At 43.3% G+C, this 25,284-nt stretch carries 24 protein-coding genes; 17 read left to right on the plus strand and 7 right to left on the minus strand.

The window, feature by feature from the left end; translation table 11 throughout:
- Positions 1-11 precede the first annotated feature (11 nt).
- The gene (locus GKR71_RS17395) at positions 12-884 is read right to left on the minus strand and encodes an MBL fold metallo-hydrolase (RefSeq protein WP_154634638.1); all 873 of its coding nucleotides are present in this window, start codon (positions 882-884) and stop codon (positions 12-14) included.
- Between the two features lie 125 nt (positions 885-1,009).
- Between GKR71_RS17395 and GKR71_RS17400 the strand changes: the two genes are divergently transcribed.
- Positions 1,010-1,924 carry a LysR family transcriptional regulator gene (locus GKR71_RS17400; protein WP_154634639.1) on the plus strand — a complete coding sequence of 305 codons (915 nt, stop codon included), beginning with the start codon at positions 1,010-1,012 and terminating at the stop codon, positions 1,922-1,924.
- Here the strand turns inward: GKR71_RS17400 and GKR71_RS17405 are convergent.
- Positions 1,904-2,839, minus strand: coding sequence for a LysR family transcriptional regulator (locus GKR71_RS17405; RefSeq protein WP_108479438.1), 936 nt, complete (start codon positions 2,837-2,839; stop codon positions 1,904-1,906). The two genes, GKR71_RS17400 and GKR71_RS17405, sit on opposite strands and share 21 nt — an antisense overlap.
- A gap of 123 nt (positions 2,840-2,962) precedes the next feature.
- Here GKR71_RS17405 and lysA point away from each other — a divergent pair, with 123 nt between their 5' ends.
- Positions 2,963-4,237, plus strand: a complete 1,275-nt coding sequence (lysA, locus tag GKR71_RS17410; RefSeq protein WP_154634640.1) for a diaminopimelate decarboxylase — start codon at positions 2,963-2,965, stop codon at positions 4,235-4,237.
- A 94-nt stretch (positions 4,238-4,331) separates the two neighbouring features.
- Here lysA and fadE read toward each other — a convergent pair whose 3' ends face one another.
- A complete protein-coding gene (gene fadE, locus GKR71_RS17415; RefSeq protein WP_036954180.1) occupies positions 4,332-6,797 on the minus strand; it encodes an acyl-CoA dehydrogenase FadE in 2,466 nt (821 codons plus the stop codon).
- Between the two features lie 341 nt (positions 6,798-7,138).
- On the opposite strand from fadE, the gene lpcA reads away from it, so the two are divergent.
- Positions 7,139-7,717 (plus strand): D-sedoheptulose 7-phosphate isomerase, encoded by a 579-nt coding sequence (gene lpcA, locus GKR71_RS17420; RefSeq protein ID WP_036954182.1) that lies wholly within the window; start codon positions 7,139-7,141, stop codon positions 7,715-7,717.
- A 26-nt stretch (positions 7,718-7,743) separates the two neighbouring features.
- Positions 7,744-8,511, plus strand: coding sequence for a class II glutamine amidotransferase (locus tag GKR71_RS17425; protein WP_108479434.1), 768 nt, complete (start codon positions 7,744-7,746; stop codon positions 8,509-8,511).
- On the opposite strand, the gene GKR71_RS17430 is transcribed toward GKR71_RS17425, so the two are convergent.
- Positions 8,482-9,219 (minus strand): L,D-transpeptidase family protein, encoded by a 738-nt coding sequence (locus GKR71_RS17430; protein ID WP_036954185.1) that lies wholly within the window; start codon positions 9,217-9,219, stop codon positions 8,482-8,484. The two genes, GKR71_RS17425 and GKR71_RS17430, sit on opposite strands and share 30 nt — an antisense overlap.
- A 415-nt stretch (positions 9,220-9,634) precedes the next feature.
- Here GKR71_RS17430 and GKR71_RS17435 point away from each other — a divergent pair, with 415 nt between their 5' ends.
- From GKR71_RS17435 to nqrM, 8 genes are all read left to right on the plus strand, one after another.
- The gene (locus tag GKR71_RS17435) at positions 9,635-10,978 is read left to right on the plus strand and encodes a Na(+)-translocating NADH-quinone reductase subunit A (protein ID WP_036954187.1); all 1,344 of its coding nucleotides are present in this window, start codon (positions 9,635-9,637) and stop codon (positions 10,976-10,978) included.
- 4 nt (positions 10,979-10,982) lie between these two features.
- The gene (locus tag GKR71_RS17440) at positions 10,983-12,221 is read left to right on the plus strand and encodes an NADH:ubiquinone reductase (Na(+)-transporting) subunit B (RefSeq protein ID WP_036954189.1); all 1,239 of its coding nucleotides are present in this window, start codon (positions 10,983-10,985) and stop codon (positions 12,219-12,221) included.
- Positions 12,214-13,008: a Na(+)-translocating NADH-quinone reductase subunit C gene (locus GKR71_RS17445; RefSeq protein ID WP_036954191.1), complete on the plus strand. Its 795-nt coding sequence runs from the start codon at positions 12,214-12,216 to the stop codon at positions 13,006-13,008. The genes GKR71_RS17440 and GKR71_RS17445 overlap by 8 nt, the downstream gene beginning before the upstream one ends.
- Complete coding sequence (locus GKR71_RS17450; protein ID WP_036954193.1) at positions 13,001-13,630, plus strand: NADH:ubiquinone reductase (Na(+)-transporting) subunit D; 630 nt, start codon at positions 13,001-13,003, stop codon at positions 13,628-13,630. Before GKR71_RS17445 ends, GKR71_RS17450 begins: the two co-directional genes overlap by 8 nt.
- 4 nt (positions 13,631-13,634) lie before the next feature.
- Complete coding sequence (nqrE, locus tag GKR71_RS17455) at positions 13,635-14,231, plus strand: NADH:ubiquinone reductase (Na(+)-transporting) subunit E (protein WP_006657396.1); 597 nt, start codon at positions 13,635-13,637, stop codon at positions 14,229-14,231.
- Positions 14,232-14,246: 15 nt separating this feature from the next.
- Complete coding sequence (nqrF, locus tag GKR71_RS17460; protein WP_036954195.1) at positions 14,247-15,473, plus strand: NADH:ubiquinone reductase (Na(+)-transporting) subunit F; 1,227 nt, start codon at positions 14,247-14,249, stop codon at positions 15,471-15,473.
- 231 nt (positions 15,474-15,704) lie between these two features.
- Positions 15,705-16,736 (plus strand): FAD:protein FMN transferase, encoded by a 1,032-nt coding sequence (locus tag GKR71_RS17465; RefSeq protein WP_108479433.1) that lies wholly within the window; start codon positions 15,705-15,707, stop codon positions 16,734-16,736.
- A gap of 15 nt (positions 16,737-16,751) precedes the next feature.
- Positions 16,752-16,979: a (Na+)-NQR maturation NqrM gene (gene nqrM / locus GKR71_RS17470; RefSeq protein ID WP_006657399.1), complete on the plus strand. Its 228-nt coding sequence runs from the start codon at positions 16,752-16,754 to the stop codon at positions 16,977-16,979.
- 104 nt (positions 16,980-17,083) lie between these two features.
- On the opposite strand, the gene GKR71_RS17475 is transcribed toward nqrM, so the two are convergent.
- On the minus strand, positions 17,084-17,449 hold the full coding sequence (locus tag GKR71_RS17475; protein ID WP_154600391.1) for a hypothetical protein: 366 nt from the start codon (positions 17,447-17,449) through the stop codon (positions 17,084-17,086).
- Between the two features lie 209 nt (positions 17,450-17,658).
- Positions 17,659-18,555 (minus strand): glycerophosphodiester phosphodiesterase family protein, encoded by an 897-nt coding sequence (locus GKR71_RS17480; RefSeq protein WP_108479432.1) that lies wholly within the window; start codon positions 18,553-18,555, stop codon positions 17,659-17,661.
- Between the two features lie 234 nt (positions 18,556-18,789).
- On the opposite strand from GKR71_RS17480, the gene dinB reads away from it, so the two are divergent.
- Positions 18,790-19,845, plus strand: coding sequence for a DNA polymerase IV (gene dinB, locus GKR71_RS17485; protein WP_036954203.1), 1,056 nt, complete (start codon positions 18,790-18,792; stop codon positions 19,843-19,845).
- 81 nt (positions 19,846-19,926) lie between these two features.
- Here the strand turns inward: dinB and pepD are convergent, their stop codons facing one another.
- Positions 19,927-21,387 carry a beta-Ala-His dipeptidase gene (gene pepD, locus GKR71_RS17490; RefSeq protein WP_036954204.1) on the minus strand — a complete coding sequence of 487 codons (1,461 nt, stop codon included), beginning with the start codon at positions 21,385-21,387 and terminating at the stop codon, positions 19,927-19,929.
- Positions 21,388-21,706: 319 nt separating this feature from the next.
- Here pepD and gpt point away from each other — a divergent pair, with 319 nt between their 5' ends.
- From gpt to proB, 4 genes are all read left to right on the plus strand, one after another.
- The gene (gene gpt / locus GKR71_RS17495; protein ID WP_108479429.1) at positions 21,707-22,171 is read left to right on the plus strand and encodes a xanthine phosphoribosyltransferase; all 465 of its coding nucleotides are present in this window, start codon (positions 21,707-21,709) and stop codon (positions 22,169-22,171) included.
- A 169-nt stretch (positions 22,172-22,340) separates the two neighbouring features.
- Complete coding sequence (gene frsA / locus GKR71_RS17500) at positions 22,341-23,591, plus strand: esterase FrsA (protein ID WP_036954206.1); 1,251 nt, start codon at positions 22,341-22,343, stop codon at positions 23,589-23,591.
- Between the two features lie 71 nt (positions 23,592-23,662).
- Positions 23,663-24,064: a sigma factor-binding protein Crl gene (gene crl, locus GKR71_RS17505; RefSeq protein ID WP_036954207.1), complete on the plus strand. Its 402-nt coding sequence runs from the start codon at positions 23,663-23,665 to the stop codon at positions 24,062-24,064.
- 115 nt (positions 24,065-24,179) lie between these two features.
- Complete coding sequence (gene proB, locus GKR71_RS17510) at positions 24,180-25,283, plus strand: glutamate 5-kinase (RefSeq protein ID WP_036954225.1); 1,104 nt, start codon at positions 24,180-24,182, stop codon at positions 25,281-25,283.
- The last annotated feature ends 1 nt before the right edge of the window (position 25,284 follow it).

Below are 25,284 nucleotides of genomic sequence, written 5' to 3' on the forward strand. Positions count from 1 at the left end.
TTGTCAGCGGCTTATTGTGGCCACTGCATTTCGCCTTTTACCACTTTAGCGCCTAATTCTAAGCTGGATTTATCATCCAAGTTTGGGTAGAGAGTTTCCATTTTCTTGATAAGTTCTGCGGAATCTTTACTTTGGCTGTTAGCTTTTTCAAAGTCCGTTAAATATTTTTGGGTAAAGGTCACACACGCCAGATCCATTTTGGATTTACCTGTAAAGTGTCCCGGAACAACCACACTTGGTTTTAGCGCTTTGATACTTTCTAGCGTTTGTTGCCAATCTTGGCGCGATTGCTTGGTTTGAGTGTCGGCAACCCAAACGTGGATATTGTCAGAAACAACGACACCCCCGACAACCGCTTTGAGTGAAGGCACCCAAACGTAGCTTCTGTCTGGTGATGCGCCATCTAACCCTTTAATTTCTAACGTTTCACCATCCACAGTGAAGTGATTGGTTTTGATAACTTCAGGCACCACAACTTTGCTTGGTGCTTCATTTTTTAAGACGCCGCCCCAGTAAGCCAGTTTGCCATCTTTAGTGGCGTTAATCGCATCAACGGTTTGTTGAGTCGCAACCACTTTGGCGTCAGGGAAGGCTTTAGTCAGCGTTTCTAAACCAAAATAGTAGTCTGGGTCAGAGTGGCTGATATAAATGGTAGTCAGCTTTTTATCCAGCTTTTTGATTTTATCGACCAACTGCTGAGCATCATTATTTTGGAATTGTGCATCAATTAAAACCACTTCTTTATCGCCGCTGATAATTTCAGAGGAGACCGGGAACACGCTGTTATTGCCCGGGTTATAAACATCTAAAGTTAAGTTAGCAGCCTGAGCAAAATGTGTGGCAGTAGCAAAGGCGGTTGCAGTTAATACAGTCGATAGTTTCATTTTCTTATCCTAATGTTAAGTCGTGTTGTGTGCCTGATTTGGCTTGGTGTGTATATTAAATTGCAATTAAGGTAAGAAAAACGCCATAATTAGGTCATCTTTGTTGCATAAATCGGTCAAATAATATGGATAGACTCAAAGCGGTGCAGGTGTTTATTACTATTGTAGAACAAGGTAGCCTCAGCGGTGCGGCAGATAAATTGGACATGTCCCGTGCAATGGTGACGCGCTATTTGGCTGAAATGGAACAGTGGGCAGGGGTGCGCTTGCTTAACCGTACCACGCGGCGCTTAAGTTTAACGTCAGCGGGGGAAGGGGTTTATCAACAATCATTGCAGCTAAATGCTATCTCTTTAAGCGTTCCGGTAGAGCAAAAGCACGATACGAAAGAGTTAGCGGGTTTGGTGCGGATTAGCTGCTCCCAATCCATCGCTCAAAGTGCGTTGTCTCTAGCCATTTCTGAGTTTTTGCAGATGTATCCCAATATGATGATTGATATGCAGATCTCGAATAAATCGGTGAATTTAATCGAGGAGCGTATCGATCTGGCTATCCGTATCACCAATCAGTTAGAACCGAATTTAATTGCCAAGCCGTTATCGACCTGCCATTCCGTAATTTGTGCTTCGCCGAAGTTTCTACAAGGTAAAAATTTACCCACCAAACCCGAAGATTTGGCTCTGATGGAGTGCCTCACTTACAGCTTTTTTGGACGTAGCCTGTGGAGTTTTGAAAAAGCGGGTGAAACCTCGACGGTATTAGTCGATGGACGTTTAAGTGCCAATGAATCCGCATTTTTAATGGAAGCGACATTAAATGGCGCGGGTATAGCGATGCAACCTTACTATTCCGTGGCGAGCTATTTGCAATCGGGGGCGTTGGTTCAGTTGTTACCGGATTATACACCGATGCCCCTTGGTATTTACGGGGTCTATACCAGTCGGCAGCATATGCCAACGCCATTACGTGCCGTGATCGACTTCCTTGCCAATTGGTTTAAAACCTCACCTCACTGGCTCTCATTGATGTCGCAGCGCTAAGGTGAGGTCATGCTCTATTTGTGTAAAGGTGCGTTGTAAATGCTCAGTGAAAATATGGGTGATTTGTGAAGATGGGCGGTGATTCGGTGTAATTAAGCTGACGGTAAATGGGATTGAAAAACTGAGTGGGCGGATCACCAGTTTACCTGCGGATTGCTGATAAAAATCTAATGCAGTTAGGGGATTGACGATAGAGACTCCAATTCCTTTCAATGTCATGGCGCAAATAGAGGAGGCGGAATGGGTTTCCATCACCATTTTGCGCTCCACTTGATGCTCAGCAAAGATGGTATCAATGATTTGCCGATAGCTATCTGTCAGAGACAGGCTAATAAAACGCTGTTGATGAAAATCTTGTGGGGTGAGGATCTTTTTCTGCTCAAAAGGGTGCCCAACGGGTAGTACACAAACCTCATTTAAGGAACCTAAAGTCAATTGTTCCGTGCCCGGCGGGGTTTGTAAGTGCTCAGTTAGCCCCACATCATAACGTTGGGCGGATAGCCACTCTTCTAATACGGGGGATTCTTGCGGGATCACTGTTAAGTTCACATCAGGATAATTTTCCATAAAGGCTTGGCAAACTTGCGGTAGTAAAGATTGTGCAAATGCAGGCAAGCAGGCAATGGAAATCTGGGCGTGTTCAAAGCGGCGAATAGTTTCTGCTGAGTTGCGAATACGCTCCAAACCATAATAGGAGTGTTCGACTTCTTCATGAAAGCGCAAGCCTTGCGCCGTAGGGTGTAGGCGACCTTTGACTCTATCGAATAATTTAAACTGTAATAAATGCTCGAGTCGCGCCAGTTCTCGGCTGATGGTTGGCTGAGAGGTATTTAGCAATGCTGCCGCTTCCGTGAGGTTGGGGGTGGTCATTACCGCACGAAAAATTTCAATATGTCGCCAAGAAATTGCCTGCATGATTGCTCCTCTCGTATTTCTATATCAAATATGAATAGACTTTAGCAAAAAGGATATTTTTTTTCCCGTCTTATTCGTCTAATAATCGAACTCACTATAATAAAACTTGCCAACGAGGTTCCGATGACCACATTCGCCAACACCACCAGCCAGTATCTCACTCCTGAACATTTACGTGCACTGCCTGCGCAGTTTGGTACGCCTGTCTGGGTTTATGATAGTGAAGTGATTATTGACCGTATTGAACAATTAAAAGTGTTCGATACCGTTCGTTTTGCTCAAAAAGCGTGTTCAAACATTCATATTCTGCGTCTGATGCGTGAACAGGGCGTGAAAGTGGATTCGGTGTCATTGGGTGAAATTGAGCGTGCGTTAGTGGCGGGTTTTCAGCCGGGGCGTGAAAAGTCGGAAATCGTATTTACGGCGGATGTGTTAGATCCAGCAACATTACTGAAAGTGACAGAGTTAGATATTCCTGTGAATGCGGGCTCTATCGATATGCTACAACAGATTGGTGAGTATAAAGCCGGTCACCCAGTTTGGCTGCGTATTAACCCGGGCTTTGGACATGGTCATAGCCAAAAAACCAATACGGGCGGAGAGAACAGCAAGCACGGGATTTGGCACCAAGATTTACCCGAAGCATTAGCGAAAATCCAACAGTACAACCTGAAGTTAGTGGGCATTCACATGCACATTGGCTCCGGTGTTGACTACCAGCATCTTGCTAATGTGTGTGATTCTATGGTGGAGCTAGTGATGTCTGCGGGCGTGGATATTGAGGCTATCTCGGCGGGTGGTGGTCTATCAACGCCTTATCGCGAACAGGATGAACTCATTGATGTTCAGCACTATTACAGCCTGTGGGATAACGCCCGCCAGCGTATCGCGCAGCACTTAGGTCACTCTATTGAATTAGAAATTGAGCCGGGGCGCTATTTAGTGGCGGAGTCGGGTGTTTTATTGGCACAAGTGCGTGCGGTTAAGGATATGGGCAGCCGCCATTATGTGCTGGTGGATAGCGGTTTTAACGATTTAATGCGCCCCGCGATGTATGGTAGTTATCACCATATTTCGGTATTGCCAGCAGACGGTGGCAGCGCTGTTTTTTGTTCATTAGGCAATCAGCCATTAAAAGAGACGATCGTGGCGGGTCCATTGTGTGAATCTGGGGATGTGTTTACCCAGCTAGAAGGCGGGATGGTGGAAACGCGTTTACTGCCAGCAGTCAACGTTGGCGATTATTTGGTTTTCCATGACACAGGGGCTTACGGCGCATCAATGTCATCGAACTATAATAGCCGCCCATTATTGCCAGAAGTTATGTTCATTGACGGAAAACCGACGCTGATTCGTCGCCGTCAAACTATTCAAGAATTATTAGCTTTAGAGCTGTAAATTAATTCATATTAATAGATGAATATAAATCAAGGGAGCTATTGGCTCCCTTGTTGTTTTTAGTACAGTGACAATTTTTAGCGCGTTAACTTAATTACGCCGCTTTTTTCTTTTTCGACTGAGATTCATCCTCTGACTCAGTGTGTGGCTTTTTTGATGGAACCACACCTAAATCATCGAAATCAAACTCATCGACATTAATAGTACGTAAGCGGCTGGCTTCTGCTTTACGTAAAATATCTGCTTCTTCTTGGGTGATAATGTTTTCTGGCAACATTTGGTCGGCTAACTTATCTAAACGCGTGAAACTGAATTTGCGTTCTTTTAAGCGGCAGATACGTTCAAAGATTGGCTCTGCGGCAATAATGTCATACAGAGCTTGGTTCACTAAGCCGTGCGGGTTGTTCTCTACAGGGGTTAGGAATTGACCACGTCCAATTCTGTCTCGTGTTTCCGATGGCTCCATCATTAGCTGCGCCAGCTTGTGATCCAGTCGGTCAGATGGCATCGACATTGCACGACCTGTCGGGAACAGAACAATACGCAATGCGCCAGCAATAAAGCGATTTGGGAAGTTTTTCAGTAAATCGTCCATAGCTTTTTCTGATTGATACAGACAATCTTCAACGGCCCATTTCACCAGCGGTAAATCCGCTTTTTGGCGACCTTCATCTTCATAACGTTTTAACGTTGCAGAAGCAAGATACAGATGGCTCAGAATATCCCCAAGACGAGCAGAGATACGCTCACGACGTTTTAAGCTACCACCTAGAACGCCCATCGACACATCAGAGAGTAGGGCTAAATTAGCACTTTGGCGGTTAAGCATTTGGTAATAACGGCGAGTTTCATCTTTAGTTGGTGCGCTGCTGCCGCGCCCATTGGTTAAACCTAACCAGAAACTGCGGCACTTATTACTGATCACATGACCAATATGACCGAATACCGCTTTATCAAACTTATTCAGGTTATTGTCTTGAGCTGCCGCCATTTCTTCGAGAACGTAAGGATGGCAGCGAATGGCGCCTTGTCCAAAGATGATCATGCTACGCGTTAAAATGTTGGCGCCTTCAACGGTAATGGCGATAGGTGCGCCTTGGTAGGATCTGGCAACGAAGTTGGAACTTCCTAAACAGATGCCTTTACCACCCGTGATATCCATCGCATCGATAATTGAACGTTGACCACGGTGAGTACAGTGGTATTTCACAATGGCGGAGAGCACTGCTGGTTTTTCGCCCAGCATAATACCGGAGGTAATTAGAGTTGCTGCGGCATCCATTAAATAGGCATTACCTGCAATACGGGCTAGAGGCTCTTCAATACCTTCCATTTTTCCGATAGGAAGTTTGAACTGACGACGGATATAAGCATAAGCCCCTGTTGCCATTGCGACACTCTTCAAGCTACCTGTTGAGTTGGATGGCAATGTGATCCCACGTCCAACAGACAGACATTCCACCAGCATTCTCCAACCTTGTCCCGCCATTTGCGGACCACCGATAATGTAATCGATAGGTACGAAAATATCTTTCCCGCGAGTTGGACCATTCATAAATGGTATATTTAATGGGAAGTGACGATGACCAATTTCAACACCTGGGGTGTTCGTTGGGATCAGAGCGCAGGTAATACCGAGATTTTTCTCGCCACCCAGTAGCTTATCTGGGTCAGTTAATTTAAAGGCTAAGCCTAATACAGTGGCGATTGGCGCAAGGGTGATATAGCGTTTGTTCCAAGTTAAGCGCATACCTAAAACTTGTTCGCCTTGCCATTCGCCCATACAGACAACACCAGCATCAGGAATGGCACCTGCATCAGAACCCGCCTCAGGGCTAGTTAATGCAAAGCATGGGATCTCTTCACCAGTAGCTAAGCCTGGTAAATAACGATTTTTTTGCTCATCGGTACCGTAATGTTGCAGTAATTCACCCGGACCTAATGAGTTTGGAACACCCACAGTGATAGCAAGGATACCGGAAACACCCGCTAATTTTTGCAGGACTTGAGATTGGGCGTAGGCTGAAAATTCTAATCCACCATACTCTTTTTTGATGATCATGGCGAAGAAACGGTGATCGCGTAGATATTGCCAGACTTCTGGCGGTAAATCTGCGAGTTCATGACTGACTTCAAAGTCATTCACCATGCCACAAACAGTTTCCACTGGACCATCAATAAACGCTTGTTCTTCAGCGGTGAGTTGTGGTTTTGGGTAGTTATGAAGTTTGTTCCAATTTGGTGCCCCACGGAACAGGTCACCTTCCCACCAAGTGGTTCCAGCATCAATCGCTTCTTTTTCTGTGCTAGACATCGGTGGCATCACTTTCTGGAACATTGTCATCGCTTTTGATGAAAACAGTGATTGGCGAATTGGCGTGATGACAAATGGCAGTAAAACCAGAGCGACGGGCAACAGCATCCAGTAGCTCCAGACATTAGCAGCTCCCATGGCTGCGGTATAAGCCAGTAATATAACGGTGCTCAGAATGAGTGAGCTTTTGTGGTAGCTCAGCACGCCGATTAACGCAATAAATAAAACAATACTGAGAAGGATCATAGTTGAAGCTCCTGTCTACTTGTAAGAGGTCTGACCTGTTTGTTTTATTAATCTATATCTGGTAATAAACAATTAGCAAGATATTTACATCTTAATTACAACTTGGCTCACAAAATCATCAGTTGCCTTTGTAAAGGGACAGCGGATGAAAAAATAGCCTGCATTTAGCTAGCCTCAGACCAGAAGCGCACTGCTGGAGATTTCGTCAACCATACCCCATACGGTACAATCAAAAGTAGAAACAAAATGTACCCTGTGCAACAATCGAGAAATCAAAGATAAATTACCTATAAAGACGTAATTATCTCCATCAAGCATTCGTGAAAATTAAGGGGAAACTCATGTACCAAGACTTGATCCGTGGTGAGCTGACTGAAGCGGCAGATACGCTATCAAAATTTTTAAGTGATGATGCAAATCTGCAAGCAATTGAGAAAGCAGCAGTGTTGCTGGCGGACTCTTTTAAAGCGGGTGGTAAAGTTCTCTCTTGCGGTAATGGTGGCTCTCACTGCGATGCAATGCACTTTGCGGAAGAGTTAACTGGACGCTATCGTGAAAACCGTCCTGGCTACCCAGCGATCGCTATCTCCGATGTTAGTCATATTTCTTGCGTGAGTAATGACTTTGGTTATGAATTTGTTTTCTCTCGCTTTGTGGAAGCGGTAGGGCAAAAAGGTGATGTGCTGCTTGGCATTTCTACCTCAGGTAACTCTGGTAATATTATTAAAGCGATTGAAGCGGCACGTGCGAAAGGCATGAAAGTCATCACCCTGACAGGGAAAGATGGCGGAAAAATGGCTGGAAGCGCGGATATTGAAATTCGCGTTCCGCATTTTGGTTACGCAGATCGTATCCAAGAGATCCACATCAAAGTGATCCATATTTTGATCCAATTAATTGAAAAAGAGATGGTTAAGTAACCATTTTTAGTAGCAGGAGACTTTAAATGTGTGAGTTGCTTGGCATGAGTGCCAATGTACCAACCGATATTACGTTTAGCCTAAGTGGACTGATTTCCCGTGGTGGGCAGACTGGCCCACATAAAGATGGATGGGGGATCACGTTCTATGAAGGATTAGGTTGTCGCACATTTAAAGATCCTCAACCGAGTTTTGTCTCCCCTGTGGCGCGTTTTGTGCAGGAATACCCCATCAAATCAGAAAGCATTGTGGCGCACATTCGTCAGGCGAACCGAGGGGATGTTTCACTGGTGAATACCCATCCGTTTACGCGGGAATTATGGGGACGAAACTGGACTTATGCGCATAATGGGCAATTGAAAGGGTTTCGTTCATTAAAGACGGGACACTATCGACCAATTGGTGAAACTGATAGCGAATGGGCATTTTGCTGGATTTTACATCAACTGAATCAAAAATATCCAAGAAAACCAACAAACTGGAAAGCTGTTTTCCGTTTTATTGGCGCTCTTGCGCAGCAACTGCGTGAAAAAGGGGTATTTAATATGTTGTTATCCGATGGGCAATATTTGATGGCGTTTAGCTCAACAAAGCTGCATTGGATCACGCGTAGGGCACCGTTTGGTAAAGCGAAACTGTTGGATCAGGACATCGAGATTGACTTCCAACAGTGCACAACGCCAAGTGATATTGTTTCAGTTATTGCCACGGCTCCCTTAACAGGTAACGAGACGTGGCAAAAAATTGAACCCGGTGAATTTGTGCTATTCGACCGTGGCCAACGCATACTGTGATTTAGATCCCAATAACTTAGTGGGCGTTTCTGGCATGCTGTTAACATGATATTTACCTAATGTTACTGATATTTCAGCAGGTTTGCCGGTTCGCTCAAAATAATCATAAGCAGGTTGAAGCTGTTTCCAGAAAGCATAATGCGTTGAATTGCGATAACGCAGCATATTCATTTTAGTCATGCGAAATGGATAAATGCTCACATCAACGGCAGGTTGACCATTTTGAAGTGCTTGTTCCACGGTTTGATAAATTTCCCCCATGGATTTATCTGTCATTGCATAACATCCGACAGACACACAGCTACCGTGAATCATCAGATAGTTACCAGAATACCCTTGCGTCTTATCGAACTCATTAGGAAATCCAAGATTGATAGATCGGTAATATCGACTATTTGGATTGAGTTGTGAGCGCGTGATCTGATAAAACCCCTCAGGGCTTTTCAAGTCACCTTCTATCTTTTTAGGACCTAGTCCACCAGAAAACTTACAGATAGGGTAGGTTTTGACTAATTTATACTTTCCTACGGCTGTTTTTTGGTAGAGCTCAAGCACACCCTCTTGCTTAAATATTTGAATAAATATCGGTGAATCAGGCTGAGCAGTTGGCTTACTATTAAGGGAGAATAATGTGTTTTCTTCTTGAGCAAATGCAGACGCTGCAAATGTGAAGAGTAAATAAACACCAATGGTTTTACTTATATGCATAATTAAGCCAAATGTTGAAAAATAAGCTGATTAAAAATGGACCAAATTCAGCATATTTTAGACGAATGGAACAAAATTTAATATATCAAGTTAATAATTTTCTAATGAATCATTATTGACTATAAATTAATCGATGCTCGATAAATGTGAGCCAACATGTAGGTATTTACGAATTGTTGCAACAAAATTTTAAATTTTATTGCAATTTGCTTGAACTAGGTCACTTCTATAACCGGACAGAGGTCGAGGGAACTGATAAAATTGACCTCGGCAGAAGAAGAGAAAGTGTAGCAATATTGTTAGATTTACTTACTCGAGTGGCGTAAGCAACTTGAGTTATTTTTATTATTGAGTCGCTATCATTCATTGCTGAATCGTTAGCTTAGGGTTTAACTGATAAACTTGTGCAGATCTTATGATTAAAATTAAAAAAGGCCTTAACCTTCCAATAGCAGGTGAGCCAGCCCAAGTGATAGAAGACGGCCCGAAAATTCAACACGTAGCTGTGCTAGGTGAAGAATATGTCGGAATGCGTCCTTCGATGCTGGTTAAAGAAGGTGAGCGTGTAAAAAAAGGGCAGGTTCTTTTTGAAGATAAAAAGAATCCTGGCGTGGTATTTACGAGCCCAGCCTGCGGTAAAATTATTGCTATTCATCGTGGTGAGCGTCGTGTACTTCAGTCTGTTATTATCGAAATCGATGGTGACGAACAAGAGACTTTCGAGTCTTATTCTACTGACCAACTCCCATCACTGACGAAAGAGCAGGTTGAACAAAATCTTTTAAGATCCGGTTTATGGACTGCTTTAAGAACGCGCCCATTTAGCCGTTCTCCGGAGCCAGGTTCATCCCCCGCAGCGATTTTTGTGACTGCAATTGACACTAATCCTCTTGCTGCTGATCCTTCGATTATTATTGGTGAAAATGCACAAGCCTTTACTGACGGTCTCATCGTTTTGAGCCGACTGACTGAAGGCAAGGTGCATGTTTGTCATGGTGCGGGCGAGCTTCCAAAACAAGCTGCTAATGCACAAATCACATACACACAATTTGCAGGGCCACATCCAGCGGGTTTAGCAGGGACTCATATTCATTTCCTTGAGCCTGTTAGCATTAGCAAAAAAGTGTGGAGCCTCAATTACCAAGATGTGATTGCTATCGGTAAATTATTTACCACTGGTCATCTTTATACTGATCGCGTTGTCTCTGTCGCAGGTCCGCAAGTTGAGAAACCTCGCTTGCTACGCACTCGCCTTGGCGCAGATATCTACGAATTAACCAAAGGTCAGCTCAAAGCAGGTGAGAACCGCATTATTTCTGGTTCTGTGCTGTGGGGCGTGACTTGTGATGATGCTCATCATTATCTTGGTCGTTTCCATAACCAAGTTTCTGTATTAGCGGAAGGTCGTGAAAAAGAGCTGTTTGGATGGATTATGCCAGGAGTGAACAAGTTCACTATCACGCGTACCACCATCGGGCATTTCTTGAAGAATAAACGCTTCAATTTTACCACGACGATGAATGGCGGTGAGCGTTCAATGGTACCAATTGGTAACTATGAGCGTGTAATGCCTCTCGATATTATGATCACCCACTTACTGCGTGATCTGCTTGCAGGGGACACCGATACTTCTCAGGAACTGGGTTGTCTGGAACTCGATGAAGAAGACTTGGGACTGTGCACCTATGTGTGTCCAGCTAAGTATGAATATGGTCCAGTACTACGTGATGTCCTGACCAAGATTGAGCTAGAAGGGTAATTCCATGGGTCTGAAAAATTTATTTGAAAAATATGAGCACCAATTTGAACCCGGTGGAAAATTAGCAAAATTCTATCCATTGTATGAAGCTGTTGCGACAGTTTTCTATACACCGGGCACGGTGACAAAAGGTCGCTCACACGTACGCGATACTATCGATCTCAAGCGCATGATGATTTTAGTCTGGCTTGCGGTTTTCCCAGCGATGTTCTGGGGTATGTATAATGTCGGTAACCAAGCTATTCCCGCGCTGCATCACTTATACAGTGGCGCTGAACTGCAACAAGTTTTAGCGAGTGATTGGCACTATTCTCTGGCGCAATTATTAGGTGCTTCTTTAGCGCCGGATGCCGGCTGGGGCAGCAAAATGCTGCTAGGTGCGATTTACTTCCTGCCAATTTACTTAGTGGTATTCTTGGTTGGCGGTTTCTGGGAAGTGTTGTTTGCCATGATCCGTGGTCATGAAATCAACGAAGGCTTCTTTATCTCCTCTATCTTATTTGCGCTGATTGTTCCGCCTACCATTCCATTATGGCAAGCGGCGCTCGGTATCACCTTTGGTGTGGTTGTTGCAAAAGAGATTTTCGGTGGTACAGGTCGTAACTTCCTTAACCCTGCATTAGCGGGTCGTGCTTTCCTTTTCTTTGCTTACCCTGCACAAATTTCAGGTGACTTAGTTTGGACTGCGGCTGATGGATTCTCGGGTGCAACGCCTCTATCACAATGGGCGACGGGTGGTGTGAGTTCACTGGTAAACACAGTAACTGGCGAGCCAATCACTTGGATGCAAGCTTTCTTAGGTAACATGCCGGGTTCAATTGGTGAAGTTTCTACCCTGATGATCTTCATCGGTGGCGCATTTATCATCTTCTTCCGTATCGCCTCTTGGCGCATCGTGGCGGGTGTGATGCTGGGTATGATTGCCATGTCTTACCTGTTCAACTTTATCGGTTCAGACACCAACCCACTATTTGCTATGCCATGGTGGTGGCACATGGTTTTAGGCGGATTTGCCTTCGGTATGATTTTTATGGCGACAGACCCTGTTTCCGCTTCCTTTACCGATAAAGGTAAATGGGCTTACGGGATTTTGATCGGCGTAATGTGCGTACTTGTTCGGGTTGTGAACCCTGCATACCCTGAAGGGATGATGCTCGCAATCCTGTTCGCCAACCTGTTTGCTCCTCTGTTTGACTATATGGTCGTTCAAGCAAATATTAAACGGAGAAAAGCCCGTGGCTAATGATAAACCAGTAAATAAAGATGGCGTCGGCAGAACGTTTATCGTTGTTTTCATTCTCTGCTTAGTCTGTTCCGTCGTCGTTGCCGGTGCTGCGGTTGGTCTGAAACCTCAGCAACAAGAACAAATGATGTTAGATACTCAGCGTAATATTTTAAGTGTTGCAGGTCTGCTGCAACCTAAAATGAGCGCTGAAGAAATTCAAAAAGTGTATGGCGAGCGTATCGAGCCTAAATTGCTGAATTTCAAAACGAATGAACTATCTAACAGCGTAAGTCGTTTTGACTTAAACAGCGAACTGCGTAGCGAAGAGACCAGCATCGCACTATCCCCAGAAGAAGACATTGCGAAAATTCGCCGTCGTGCCAATAGCGCTGAAATTTATCTGGTTAAAGATGAACAAGGGAAAGTGACCCAAGTGATTCTGCCAGTTTATGGTTCAGGATTATGGTCAGTAATGTATGCCTTTATCGCCGTGGATATCGATGGTGTAACCTCTCGCGGTATTACCTACTATGCGCATGGTGAAACGCCGGGTCTGGGTGGTGAAGTTGACAACCCACAATGGAAAGCGCAGTGGCCGGGTAAAAAACTGTTCAATGAGCAGGGTATCCCTGCAATCAAAATCGTGCGTGGTGGTGCCACCGATAACCCATTTGGTATCGATGGTCTTTCAGGTGCAACGCTGACTTCAAACGGTATTCAACATATGTTTGATTTCTGGCTAGGCGATAACGGTTTTGGTCCGTTCCTGAAAAAAGTTCGTGAAGGAGCGCTGAATAATGGCTGATTCTAAAGAAGTAAAACGCGTCCTACTAGGACCATTGTTAGATAATAACCCAATTGCATTGCAGGTTTTGGGTGTGTGCTCTGCATTAGCGGTGACCACTAAACTTGAAACTGCATTGGTTATGACCATCGCCGTAACGCTAGTTACCGCGTTCTCTAACTTTTTTATCTCATTAATTAGAAATTACATTCCAAGCAGTGTTCGTATTATTGTTCAAATGGCAATTATTGCATCATTGGTAATTGTGGTTGACCAAATCTTACGTGCCTATGCCTATGAAATCTCGAAACAACTTTCCGTATTCGTTGGTTTGATTATCACCAACTGTATCGTGATGGGGCGTGCTGAAGCGTATGCGATGAAAGCACCACCAATCGAAAGTTTTATGGATGGTATCGGTAACGGTCTTGGTTACGGTGTGATTCTGGTACTGGTTGGCTTCCTACGTGAGCTATTTGGTTCCGGTAAACTGTTTGGTATTACGGTATTTGAATCACTGCAAAATGGTGGTTGGTACATGCCAAACGGCTTATTCCTGTTAGCGCCAAGTGCATTCTTTATCATCGGTATGCTGATTTGGGGTCTACGTACTCTGAAACCAGCTCAGGTAGAGAAGGATTAAGAGCATGGAACATTATATTAGCTTGTTTGTAAAAGCCATTTTCATCGAAAACATGGCGTTAGCTTTCTTCTTAGGGATGTGTACATTCCTTGCGGTATCGAAGAACGTAAAAACTGCTTTTGGACTGGGTATTGCGGTAACTGTGGTGCTTGGTATCTCCGTCCCTGCGAACAACTTAGTGTACAACTTAGTGTTACGTGACGGCGCGCTAGTTGAAGGTGTGGATCTCTCATTCCTCAACTTCATTACCTTTATCGGTGTTATCGCGGCACTGGTTCAAATTCTGGAAATGATTTTAGATCGTTACTTCCCATCACTGTACAACGCATTGGGGATCTTCTTACCGTTGATCACCGTAAACTGTGCAATCTTTGGTGGTGTATCTTTCATGGCTCAGCGTGACTACAACTTCACTGAATCCATTGTTTATGGCTTTGGTTCCGGTATTGGTTGGATGTTAGCGATTGTCTTAATGGCCGCGATTCGTGAAAAGATGAAGTATTCAGACATTCCAGCGGGTCTTAAAGGGTTAGGCATCACCTTTGTCACGACCGGTTTGATGGCATTGGGCTTTATGTCCTTCTCCGGTGTGCAGCTATAAAGGCGAGAAGAATTCATGGATATTATTATTCTAGGCGTAGTTATGTTTACCCTGATTGTCTTGGCGCTGACAGGCCTGATCCTGTTTGCAAAGTCCAAGTTGGTCAATACAGGGAACATTAAAGTTGAAGTCAACGGCGATCCTGAGAAGAGCTTTGATGCTCCAGCAGGCGATAAGCTGTTAGGTATGTTAGCAAACCAGGGTATCTTTGTTTCTTCTGCCTGTGGTGGCGGTGGTTCATGTGGTCAGTGCCGTGTGAAAATCAAAGAGGGCGGTGGTGACATCCTGCCAACTGAGCTTTCACACATCAATAAACGTGAAGCGAAAGAAGGTTGCCGTCTGGCATGTCAGGTTAACGTAAAACAAGATTTGAAAATTGAATTACCTGAAGAAATTTTTGGCGTGAAAAAATGGGAATGCGAAGTTATCTCCAATGATAACAAAGCAACGTTCATTAAAGAGCTGAAGTTAAAAATTCCTGAGGGCGAAGTGGTTCCATTCCGTGCGGGTGGTTTTATTCAAATTGAATGCCCGCCTCATGTGGTGAAGTACTCAGACTTTGATGTGCCTGAGGAATACCGTGAAGATTGGGACAAATTCAATCTGTTCCGCTATGTTTCTGATGTCAAAGAAGAAACAGTACGTGCTTACTCAATGGCAAACTATCCAGAAGAGCGCGGTATTATTATGCTGAACGTGCGTATTGCAACGCCACCTCCGCGTAATCCCGATGTACCGCCGGGAATTATGTCATCGTATATTTGGTCACTGAAACCGGGAGATAAAGTCACTATCTCTGGTCCGTTTGGTGAGTTCTTCGCAAAAGAAACTGATGCGGAAATGATCTTTATCGGTGGTGGTGCGGGTATGGCGCCGATGCGTTCCCACATTTTCGACCAATTACGTCGTTTAGATTCTAAGCGTAAAATCAGTTTCTGGTATGGTGCGCGTTCTAAACGTGAAATGTTCTATACCGAAGATTTCGACCAATTAGCCGCAGAGCATGACAACTTTACATGGAATGTTGCACTTTCTGACGCTTTGCCAGAAGATAATTGGGACGGTTACACAGGATTTATTCATAATGTCCTGTATGAAAACTACCTCAAAAATCACCCTGCGCCAGAAGATTGTGAGTTCTACATGTGTGGGCCTCCTGTCATGAACGCCGCAGTCATTAAGATGTTAAAAGACCTTGGTGTTGAGGACGAAAACATCTTACTGGATGATTTTGGTGGCTGATTAGTTACTGTGAATTATCTATTAAGCGCTCAGGAAACTGGGCGCTTGTTGATTAAAAAGAGGAAAAAATGGGTTTTTTTCCTCTTTTTGGTTGTAAACTGTGAATCGCCAAATAGGCAATTCAATTTTTAAACGTGAGTATTCTCTAGATTTGTGAATGTTGAGTTTGTTAGACGTCTCAGCACCTACTCTTTCTCTAGTGGGCGCTTACAATTAACGCTGAGAAAATTTATGCTAAACAGAAAAGTATTTGCTCCTGTGCTGCTATTCGCAGCCACTCTTCTTCTTACCGCATGTGGTGGACCTGAACAAAAGAATCTTCAGGGACAAACCATGGGAACCTATTATTCTGTTAAGTTCGTGACAGACTCTTCAGAGCCTTCATCGGAAGCTATCCAAGCCGAAATCGACAAGCGTTTGGAAGAAGTGAACGACCAAATGTCGACTTATCGCCCTGGTTCCGAATTAAGTCGTTTCAATCAATCCAATGAAGTTAATGTGCCATTCCCTGTTTCTGCCGCGACGGCAAAAGTGGTCAGTAAAGCCATTGAGATTAATAAATTAACGGATGGCGGTTTGGATGTCACCGTTGGTCCACTGGTTAATTTATGGGGGTTCGGTCCAGAGGGGAGAGTCACAAAAGCACCTACAGATGAGGAGCTTGAAAAACGTCGTGCATGGGTGGGTATCGATAAACTCTCTGTACAAGACAACAACTTAATTAAAACCATTCCTGAGCTGTATGTTGATTTATCTTCCATTGCTAAAGGTTATGGTGTTGATGTGGTGGCGGAATATTTAGAGTCCATCGGTATCAAGGATTATATGGTTGATATTGGTGGCGAAGTCCGTACAAAAGGTAAAAATGGCAAAGATACACCATGGCGTATTGCGATTGAAAAACCTGCAACGGATGGTGTGAGTCAAACGGCACAGGAGATTATCGAGCCGGGAGATTTATCTATCGCCACTTCAGGGGATTATCGTAACTATTTTGAACAAAATGGTGTGCATTTCTCACACACAATTGACCCAAAAACAGGTAAGCCAATTTCCCACAATTTAGTCTCAATTACCGTATTAGCCGACGATTGCATGAGTGCGGATGGATTATCTACAGGTTTTAATGTGATGGGACCAGATGCGGGTCTTGCACTTGCTGAAAAGATGAATATTCCTGTTTTTATGATTGTGAAGACAGATAAAGGCTTCGAAGAGCGTTACACTAAAGCATTCGAGCCATTTTTACAGAAAAAACAGTAAAAGGAGGAAAGCAGAATGTTGAATGTTTTTCTTGCAGCCTTTGCCTTATTTTTGTTGGCGTTTTTAGGTATGTCCCTTGGGTATATTATTAAGCGGAAAAGTATCCAAGGCAGTTGCGGCGGTTTAAGTAGCATTGGGGTAGAGAAAGTTTGTGACTGCCCTGAGCCTTGCGATGCGCGTAAAAAGCGTATGGCACGGGAAGAAGCGCGCAAAAAAATGCTAGAGAAAAACCGCATTTTGTAATTTTTACTCTGTTGTGAATATTAACCCTAGTTGCTTTAATGAGCTGCTAGGGTTTTTTATTTTAAGGTTATTTTGATAAAAATAGTGATGTATTTCATTGCAAACTAAATTTTATGTAATGAAGTCGAGCATGATGTGGAAACAGGGTAGTGAACAAACATGTGTCGCGTATTTCCCTTGAAACTGAGAGTGACTTTGCCATTATCTTTCTCATTGAGCTTGCATGCTAAGTCAGCGATGCTACTCCATTTTTCTCCTGATTTTGTTGTGATTACTCCCATCCAATAGCTCTGTTCGGTTGAAGAAAAAGTGAACTCTGTGATATCACTTAATTTTTTTCCATTCATAAGATTATAAAAAATAAAAACATTTCCATACTCATTCGCATTGTTTTTGAAAGAAATTTCCACCTTTTTTAAGTCTTCATTCCATAGGTTCTCGATAGAAAGCAAGCCTTTTGATATCGCCATGTTAAATTCCTTATGAATAAGTGTTTAAATGTATTTACTTATTTTGGCATCGATACTTTACTAAGTAATTAATATTGAATGTTATTTACTATTAAAAAAGAAGGAAAGATAAGATAGGGGAATGTATGGATAGAAAAGATGAGTAATAAAAATAAGCTACTTAAATCGAATAAATCATTATCAAAATAAAGTAGCTTAATAATTAGTCTTTATTTTTTGAAAGCTTTTGGTGAGTCAACCATAACGGCATCAGCACCAATTTCTTTAGCTAGTTGATAATCACTGTCACTATTTACACCAAATACAATGATGTAAGCGTTGCCATTTTTTCTAAAGCAGTCGATAGCTTCTTTATCCCATGAGAGTGTTGCTGGTGAACGCGCTTCACCAAGGGTATATTTCTCAACGACTTCAACTTTACGATGCAGCTCAAAACCATACCAACGGGTTGCAGATTTATCATTATCAAGCATACATTGATGGCTCATTACGCTGTTTGCCAGCATGGTGCGAGTTTCATCTCGGCTTTCAAATAGTTGCAGTTTAGAGGAAAGTGGCTTAAGCGCTTTTAAAAATGCATCGTTAGTGGAATAAAAACGCACTTGGTTAAACGCGTTGGTTTTATTTAATAATGCCAAAATAGCTTGAGCTTGAGTATTAGGGTCTGCATCAGGAGATTTTAAGTCGATATAAAAAATCGTATCGGGGTATTTTTTTAAAACATCTTCTAGTGTGACGATAGTGGTTTGCGAAGTAGGTAGTTGCTGGTTATTTTTCTGATTAAATTTATACGCCGCATTTATCTGGCTTAATTGTTTGGCGGAATAATCAGAAATAACGCCACTTTTATCCGTTAAAGCATTTAAATCACTCGGACGATAAAGGACTAATTGATTATCTTTACTGAGCTGAACAGTTAACCAAATTGCATCAGCTTTATTGCTTTTGGCTTGTTCTATAGCATAAAGGGTATTTTCAGGGGCATCTGCGGTACCTGCGCGGTGCGCTACAATCTGCGGCATTAATGCGAAAGCGGATTGGCTAACCAAAAGTAGTAAGCCTATCGTAGCGGATTTTTTTAACACTGACGTTGATATAATTTGCATTTGTATAATCCATAATAATAGAAAATTCAATGAACTAACATGAGATTGACCGAGTGGTTGTTGTAATATGTTTCATCCGTTTTGTAAGCAATGCGCCTATAAATTAGGAGTAACTTTTTACTTTTTCGGTTATTTACAGTATTTCAGGAATACATTTCAATCAGATGAATAAGGTTGCATAGCTAATAAAACTACTGTATATTTATTCAGTAATTATTGGTTGGGGCGGCTATCATGCGTAAAATTATTCATATTGATATGGATTGCTTTTTTGCAGCGATAGAGATGCGTGATGACCCAAAATTACGCAATATTCCACTGGCTGTCGGGGGAAGTGCAGACCGACGTGGCGTATTGAGCACTGCAAATTATGAAGCGAGACGCTACGGTGTTCACAGTGCAATGTCGACGGCATTGGCGTTGAAATTATGCCCTCACCTGAAAGTCGTACCCGGTCGTATGGCGGTTTATAAAGACGTTTCCCATCATATTCGCCAAATATTTGCCCGCTATACCGATCTGATTGAGCCATTATCTTTAGATGAGGCCTATTTGGATGTGACTGATTGCCAGCAGCTTCACGGCTCTGCCACGCTTATCGCCGAGGCTATCCGCCAGCAAATTTTTGATGAACTTCAACTCACAGCTTCTGCGGGAATTGCTCCGATTAAATTCCTCGCCAAAATTGCCTCTGATATGAATAAACCCAATGGGCAATTTGTGATCACTCCACAGGAATTACCGGCATTTATTGCCACGCTGCCATTAAAAAAGATCCCCGGCGTTGGAAAAGTGACAGCGCAAAAACTTGCGGATATGGGGTTATTGACCTGCGCGGATGTTCAGCGCTATGACATGCTGGCGTTGGTAAAAAGCATGGGTAAATTTGGACAAGCTCTGTGGGAACGCTGTCATGGCATTGATGAACGAGCAGTAAATACCGAACGCTTACGTAAATCCGTTGGGGTAGAACGCACTCTCGCCAAAGATATTCATCAGTGGGAAGAGTGTTTGCCTTTACTCGATACTTTATACGATGAGCTACATTTTCGCTTAGAGAAAGTGAAGCCAGATCTGCGTATTGCTCGCCAAGGAGTGAAATTAAAATTTGAGGATTTTCAGCAAACGACGCAAGAGCATGTTTATCCCATTATAGATAAGCAGGATCTTATTCGGTTGGCACAGCAGGCTTGGGAAAATCGACGAGCAGGGCGGGGGGTTAGGTTAGTTGGTCTGCATGTGACATTGCAGAATCCACAAATTGAAAGGCAGCTTTCATTACTTTTATAGTTTTTATTATGTTTAAAGAATGAGAAAAATAGGGTCATAAACTGTCGCTTATGACCCTGATATTGATAGCTTAAAGCCTACTTAGTTTTTTACTGGGATAGCTTTTAAGATAGCAGTTAACAGTGTCCAGTATTGACCCACGCTCTCAATGTGAACGCGCTCATCTGGTGAGTGTGCTCCACGGATGGTTGGTCCAATGGAGACCATATCCATTAATGGATAAGGCTTTTTAAACAGACCACACTCGAGACCGGCATGGATAACCATGATATTTGGAATTTTACCAAACAGTTTTTGGTAAGTGTCGCTAACAATATGCATGACTGGTGAGTCTGCATCTGGTTGCCAACCTGGGTATCCACCTTCAGCACGGTGTTGAGCTTTCGCCAGTTTTGTCAGTGATGTCAGCATATTAACGACGTAATTTTTACCTGAATCGATCAGTGAACGGATTAAGAATATTACTTCCGCTTTGTCTTCAGTCATCTTCACAACGCCTTCGTTCAGTGAAGTTTCAACAACTCCTTTTACCACATCACTCATACGGATAACGCCGCTTGGTGCCGAGTTTAGGAAGAAAACTAAACGCTGTTGGCAATCATTCGTCAGGGCTTTTAAGTCACTCGTTGTTTCATCTAACAGTAAAGCTAGGTTAGGTTCTACTGCGGCTAATTCATTTTTCAGAATGCCTTCGTAGCGAGTTCTCAGCGCGGTTAATTCAGCCACTTTATCAGCTGGTACCGCGAAAGTTGCATGGCCTTCACGTGGGATCGCATTACGCAGTGTACCGCCAGTGAATTCCAGCAGTTTTAAGCTCAAGTCTTCAGCGTGACCCGCTAAGAAACGCGCTAACAGTTTGTTTGCATTACCTAAACCTAAGTGAATATCGCCACCAGAGTGACCGCCTTTAAGGCCTTTTAAGGTCATGGTGAAGGTTTTATAACCTTGTGGTAATGCTTCACGGGTTAAATCAAATGTGGCAGTGAAATCAACACCTCCTGCGCAACCCATGTAAATTTCGCCTTCTTCTTCTGAATCGGTATTGATCAGAATATCAGCTTGTAACCAGTTTGGTTGTAAACCGAAAGCGCCGTCCATGCCCGTTTCTTCGGTCATAGTCAGTAACACTTCCAGTGGACCGTGTTCAACGCTGTCATCCGCTAATACTGCTAATGCGGACGCCATACCGATGCCGTTATCTGCGCCTAATGTTGTACCTTCAGCAGTGACCCACTCACCATTGATATAAGGGCGGATAGGATCTTTAGTGAAATCGTGCTCTGTGTCGTTATTTTTTTGCGGCACCATGTCTAAGTGAGCTTGCAGTACAACAGGCTTGCGGTTTTCGTAGCCTTTTGTCGCCGGTTTACGGATTAAGATATTACCAACTTGGTCGCGCTCAACGTGAAAACCTTTCCCTTTAGACCACTCCATGATGTGGGCGGCTAAAGCTTCTTCGTGTTTTGATGGGTGAGGAATGGAGCAGATTTTAGCGAAAATATCCCACAGTGGTTGTGGTTTTAGCGTTGATAATTGTGACACGTTCTTCTCCTTGACACTTTGATCGTAATCTTTCCGTCATATTTCAAGCTGGGGATTGGCTTACACCCAAAACAATCGACTGACGGCGTTGGTCGCTTAATTTAAGATTGCACTTAAGTGTAATAACTCAGGTTTTAAGCGGTTTTAAGTATTGATTCAGTATAACACTTTCTATCGAATAATGGAGAGCGTTAATAAGAATAATTCATTTAGTGGGATGGTTTCGCTGGTTTTTCCTGCGTCAAATCACTATAATCTCGCGCAACCTTTTTTCCGCAAGACACATTTCTGTTTTACTCACCTTCGGGACCCGAATTTTATGAGCGAAAAATATGTCGTAACGTGGGATATGTTGCAAATACATGCCCGTAAACTCGCACAACGTTTATTACCAGCAAAACAATGGACTGGTATCATCGCAGTTAGCCGTGGTGGTTTAGTCCCTGGCGCACTGTTAGCGCGTGAGCTGGGTATTCGTCATGTTGACACCGTTTGTATCTCTAGCTATGACCATGATAACCAACGCGAATTGAATGTAATCAAACGCGCTGAAGGCGATGGTGAAGGCTTTATCGTGATTGACGATTTAGTGGATACTGGTGGCACAGCGAAAGCTATCCGCGACATGTATCCAAAAGCACACTTCGTGACTATCTTTGCAAAACCAGCAGGTCGCCCATTAGTGGATGATTATGTGGTTGATATCCCACAAAACACTTGGATTGAACAGCCTTGGGATATGGGCGTTGTGTTTATCGATCCTCTGTGCGAACAAGATAAGTAGTCCGAACGAAATAATTTAAATCTGTTTAGCCGTGATAGGGTTGTTTGATAAAAACAACACATTATTACCTAAGTGATTTGAGCTAAACACGATATGATAGAGGGGAGTGCGAAATGCACTCCCTTTTTGTTTATGTGACAGATTTAATAGGTAAAAGTAGGGAACCCACATGACTCAGCAAAATTTATCCGAAAAACTTTTTAAACCTCGCGTTAGACAAGTTGAAACATCAACGTTGGTTTCTTATTCCTCTCATACTTTGTCCCAATTAGAGAACCACAGTGTATTAAGTGGCTCTTCACATAATCATTGGTATCGTACTCTCAACCGGTTAATGTGGATTTGGCGTGGTATTGATGCGATTGAAATTGAAGAAGTTTTAAGCCGTATTGCCATCTCAGATGCTAAACGCAGCCGTGATGAATGGCTTGATACTGTCATTGGCAATCGCCGTGGTAATTGGTGTTTTGAATGGTCTAATCAAGCCATGCGCTGGCAGCAAAAAGCCTTAGAATTTGAAAAAGGTCAGGAAGCGTGTGATGCGTGGCTGCGTGCCGCTAACTTATACAGCATTGCGGCTTACCCGTTTATTAAAGGGGATGAACTGGCGGATCAAGCGATTGTATTAGCCTGTAAGGCTTATGATAGCGCGGCAAAATTCTCACAGTACCAATTGAAAAAAATCCCATTCAAAGTCGATGGTGGTAAAGAAGTCTGTGGCTTTTTACACATACCATCGAATGTTCAAGGTCCTTACCCAACCGTGATGGTTTGTGGCATGCTTGATAGCCTACAGACAGATTACAGCCGCTACTTTAGAGAGTATTTAGAGCCTCGAGGGATTGCGATGTTAACGCTGGATATGCCATCTATCGGTTATTCCAGTAAATACAGCCTTTCGCAAGAAACCAGCACGTTGCATGAACAGATAGTTCGCCAGCTCGACACCATTCCATGGATTGACCACACACGATTTGCCATCACAGGGATCCGTTTTGGCGCGAATATCGCTGTTCGTTTAGCGTATATGTGCCCAGATAAAATCAAAGCAGTAGCGGTGATTGGTCCTATCGTTCATAGCCTATTGCATGAAGAAAAATACCAAAAAGATATCCCCCGTATGGTGCTGGATGTTTTTGCTAGCCGCTTAGGGGTTTATCAAGTTGATGGTCAATCATTACGCCATGAACTCAGCTGCTATTCACTGCGTAATCAAGGTTTGTTAGGTCGCCGTAACCAAGTCCCGATGATGTCAGTATGTTTTAAAAATGATCCCTACAGTCCGAAAGCTGATTCAGACTTAATCGCTCGTTCGTCTATGGATAGTCATTTGTTGACGTTGCCGAGTAGCCCTATATTAGAGGCTTTCGAGCGATCAATGTCAGATACAACCAAATGGTTAGAAAGTAAAATATTATAATTGTATTGAATAGCTTGCTTATTTTTTAACATTTGCTAAAAAGGGATCTTCCCAAGAAGGAGATCCTTAATATGGCGTTACCGACTGATTACACAAATGGAAAATTTTTAAAGAAATTTGCTGCGATAGGGCCTTATTTACGTGAGCAACAATCTATCAAAAACTGCTACTTTTTTGATAGCTTGGTTGTCTGTGTTAATGCGAATATCGCGCCTGAAAAACGTGAGTTTTGGGGATGGTGGTTAGAACTAGCCCCTATGGATGAAGGCTTCGAATTTGCTTACAAGTTAGGGATCTACAACAATCAGGGAAGTTGGCAAGCAAAAACCTTGAAAGATGCCGCAACGACGGAAGCCGTCGAAAAGAACCTGCATGCCTTCCATCAACGCCTTACCCAGCAATTATCTGCCCTAGAGTTAAGCTTGTTCCCATCCCCCTTAATGACAGAATTAAAGCTGGAATTAAGCGCATAAAATTGTTTTAAACCAACTTTTGTTTAATTTTGCGTTATGCCTGTTGGCATAACGCGCATCTCCTGATAAAACTGATACCCACTTTGTATTTATTAATCCTAATGGCAGAAAAATGATGAAAAATAGCCAAACACTCGTGGTCAAACTTGGCACAAGTGTCTTAACAGGGGGTTCACGTCGTTTAAATCAAGCTCACATTGTTGAGTTGGTTAGACAGTGTGCGCAGCAATATGAAAAAGGTCACCGAATTATTATTGTCACGTCTGGCGCAATTGCCGCAGGGCGTGAACATCTCAATTACCCCGAACTGCCGGCCACCATTGCATCTAAACAGCTGCTGGCGGCGGTCGGTCAAAGTCGTTTAATCCAATTATGGGAAAGGCTTTTTTCCATCTATGGGATCCACATTGGACAAATGCTATTAACGCGTGCAGATCTTGAAGATCGCGAACGTTTTTTAAATGCGCGAGACACACTGCAAGCGCTGTTAGATAACGGCATTATTCCGGTGATTAATGAAAATGATGCAGTGGCGACGGCAGAAATTAAAGTAGGGGATAACGATAACCTATCCGCACTTGCTGCCATTCTTGGTGATGCAGATAAATTACTGTTATTAACCGATATTGAAGGCCTGTATGACGCGGATCCTCGCAGTAATCCGAACGCAAAATTAATCCCTGAAGTTCACGGTATTAATGATGATTTACGCCGTATGGCAGGGGATAGTGTAACGGGCTTAGGCACCGGTGGAATGGCAACAAAATTACAGGCGGCAGATGTTGCAGGCCGTGCTGGGATTGACGTATTCATTGCAGCGGGAAATAAACCAGATGTCATCAATTCAGTGATTGAAAATATCCCTGTAGGAACTCGTTTTTATGGGCAGAAAAATCCAATGGAAAACCGTAAACGCTGGATTTTTGGGGCGCCAGCGGCGGGCGATGTTTACATTGATGACGGCGCACAATTAGCCATCACTGAAAAAGGTAGTTCGTTATTGCCAAAAGGCATTAAGAAAATTGAAGGCGATTTCTCCCGTGGCGCAGTGATCCGTATTCGCAATATGGCAGGTAAAGATTTGGCACATGGCGTAAGCCACTATAATAGTGATGCGCTCAGAATGATTGCCGGTCACCATTCCCAAGATATTGGTAAAATCCTTGGCTATGAACATGGCTCAGTAGCCGTTCATCGCGACGATATGATAGTGAGTTAAT

The organism is Providencia sp. wls1922 (assembly GCF_009706505.1).
GTDB lineage: Bacteria > Pseudomonadota > Gammaproteobacteria > Enterobacterales > Enterobacteriaceae > Providencia > Providencia lanzhouensis.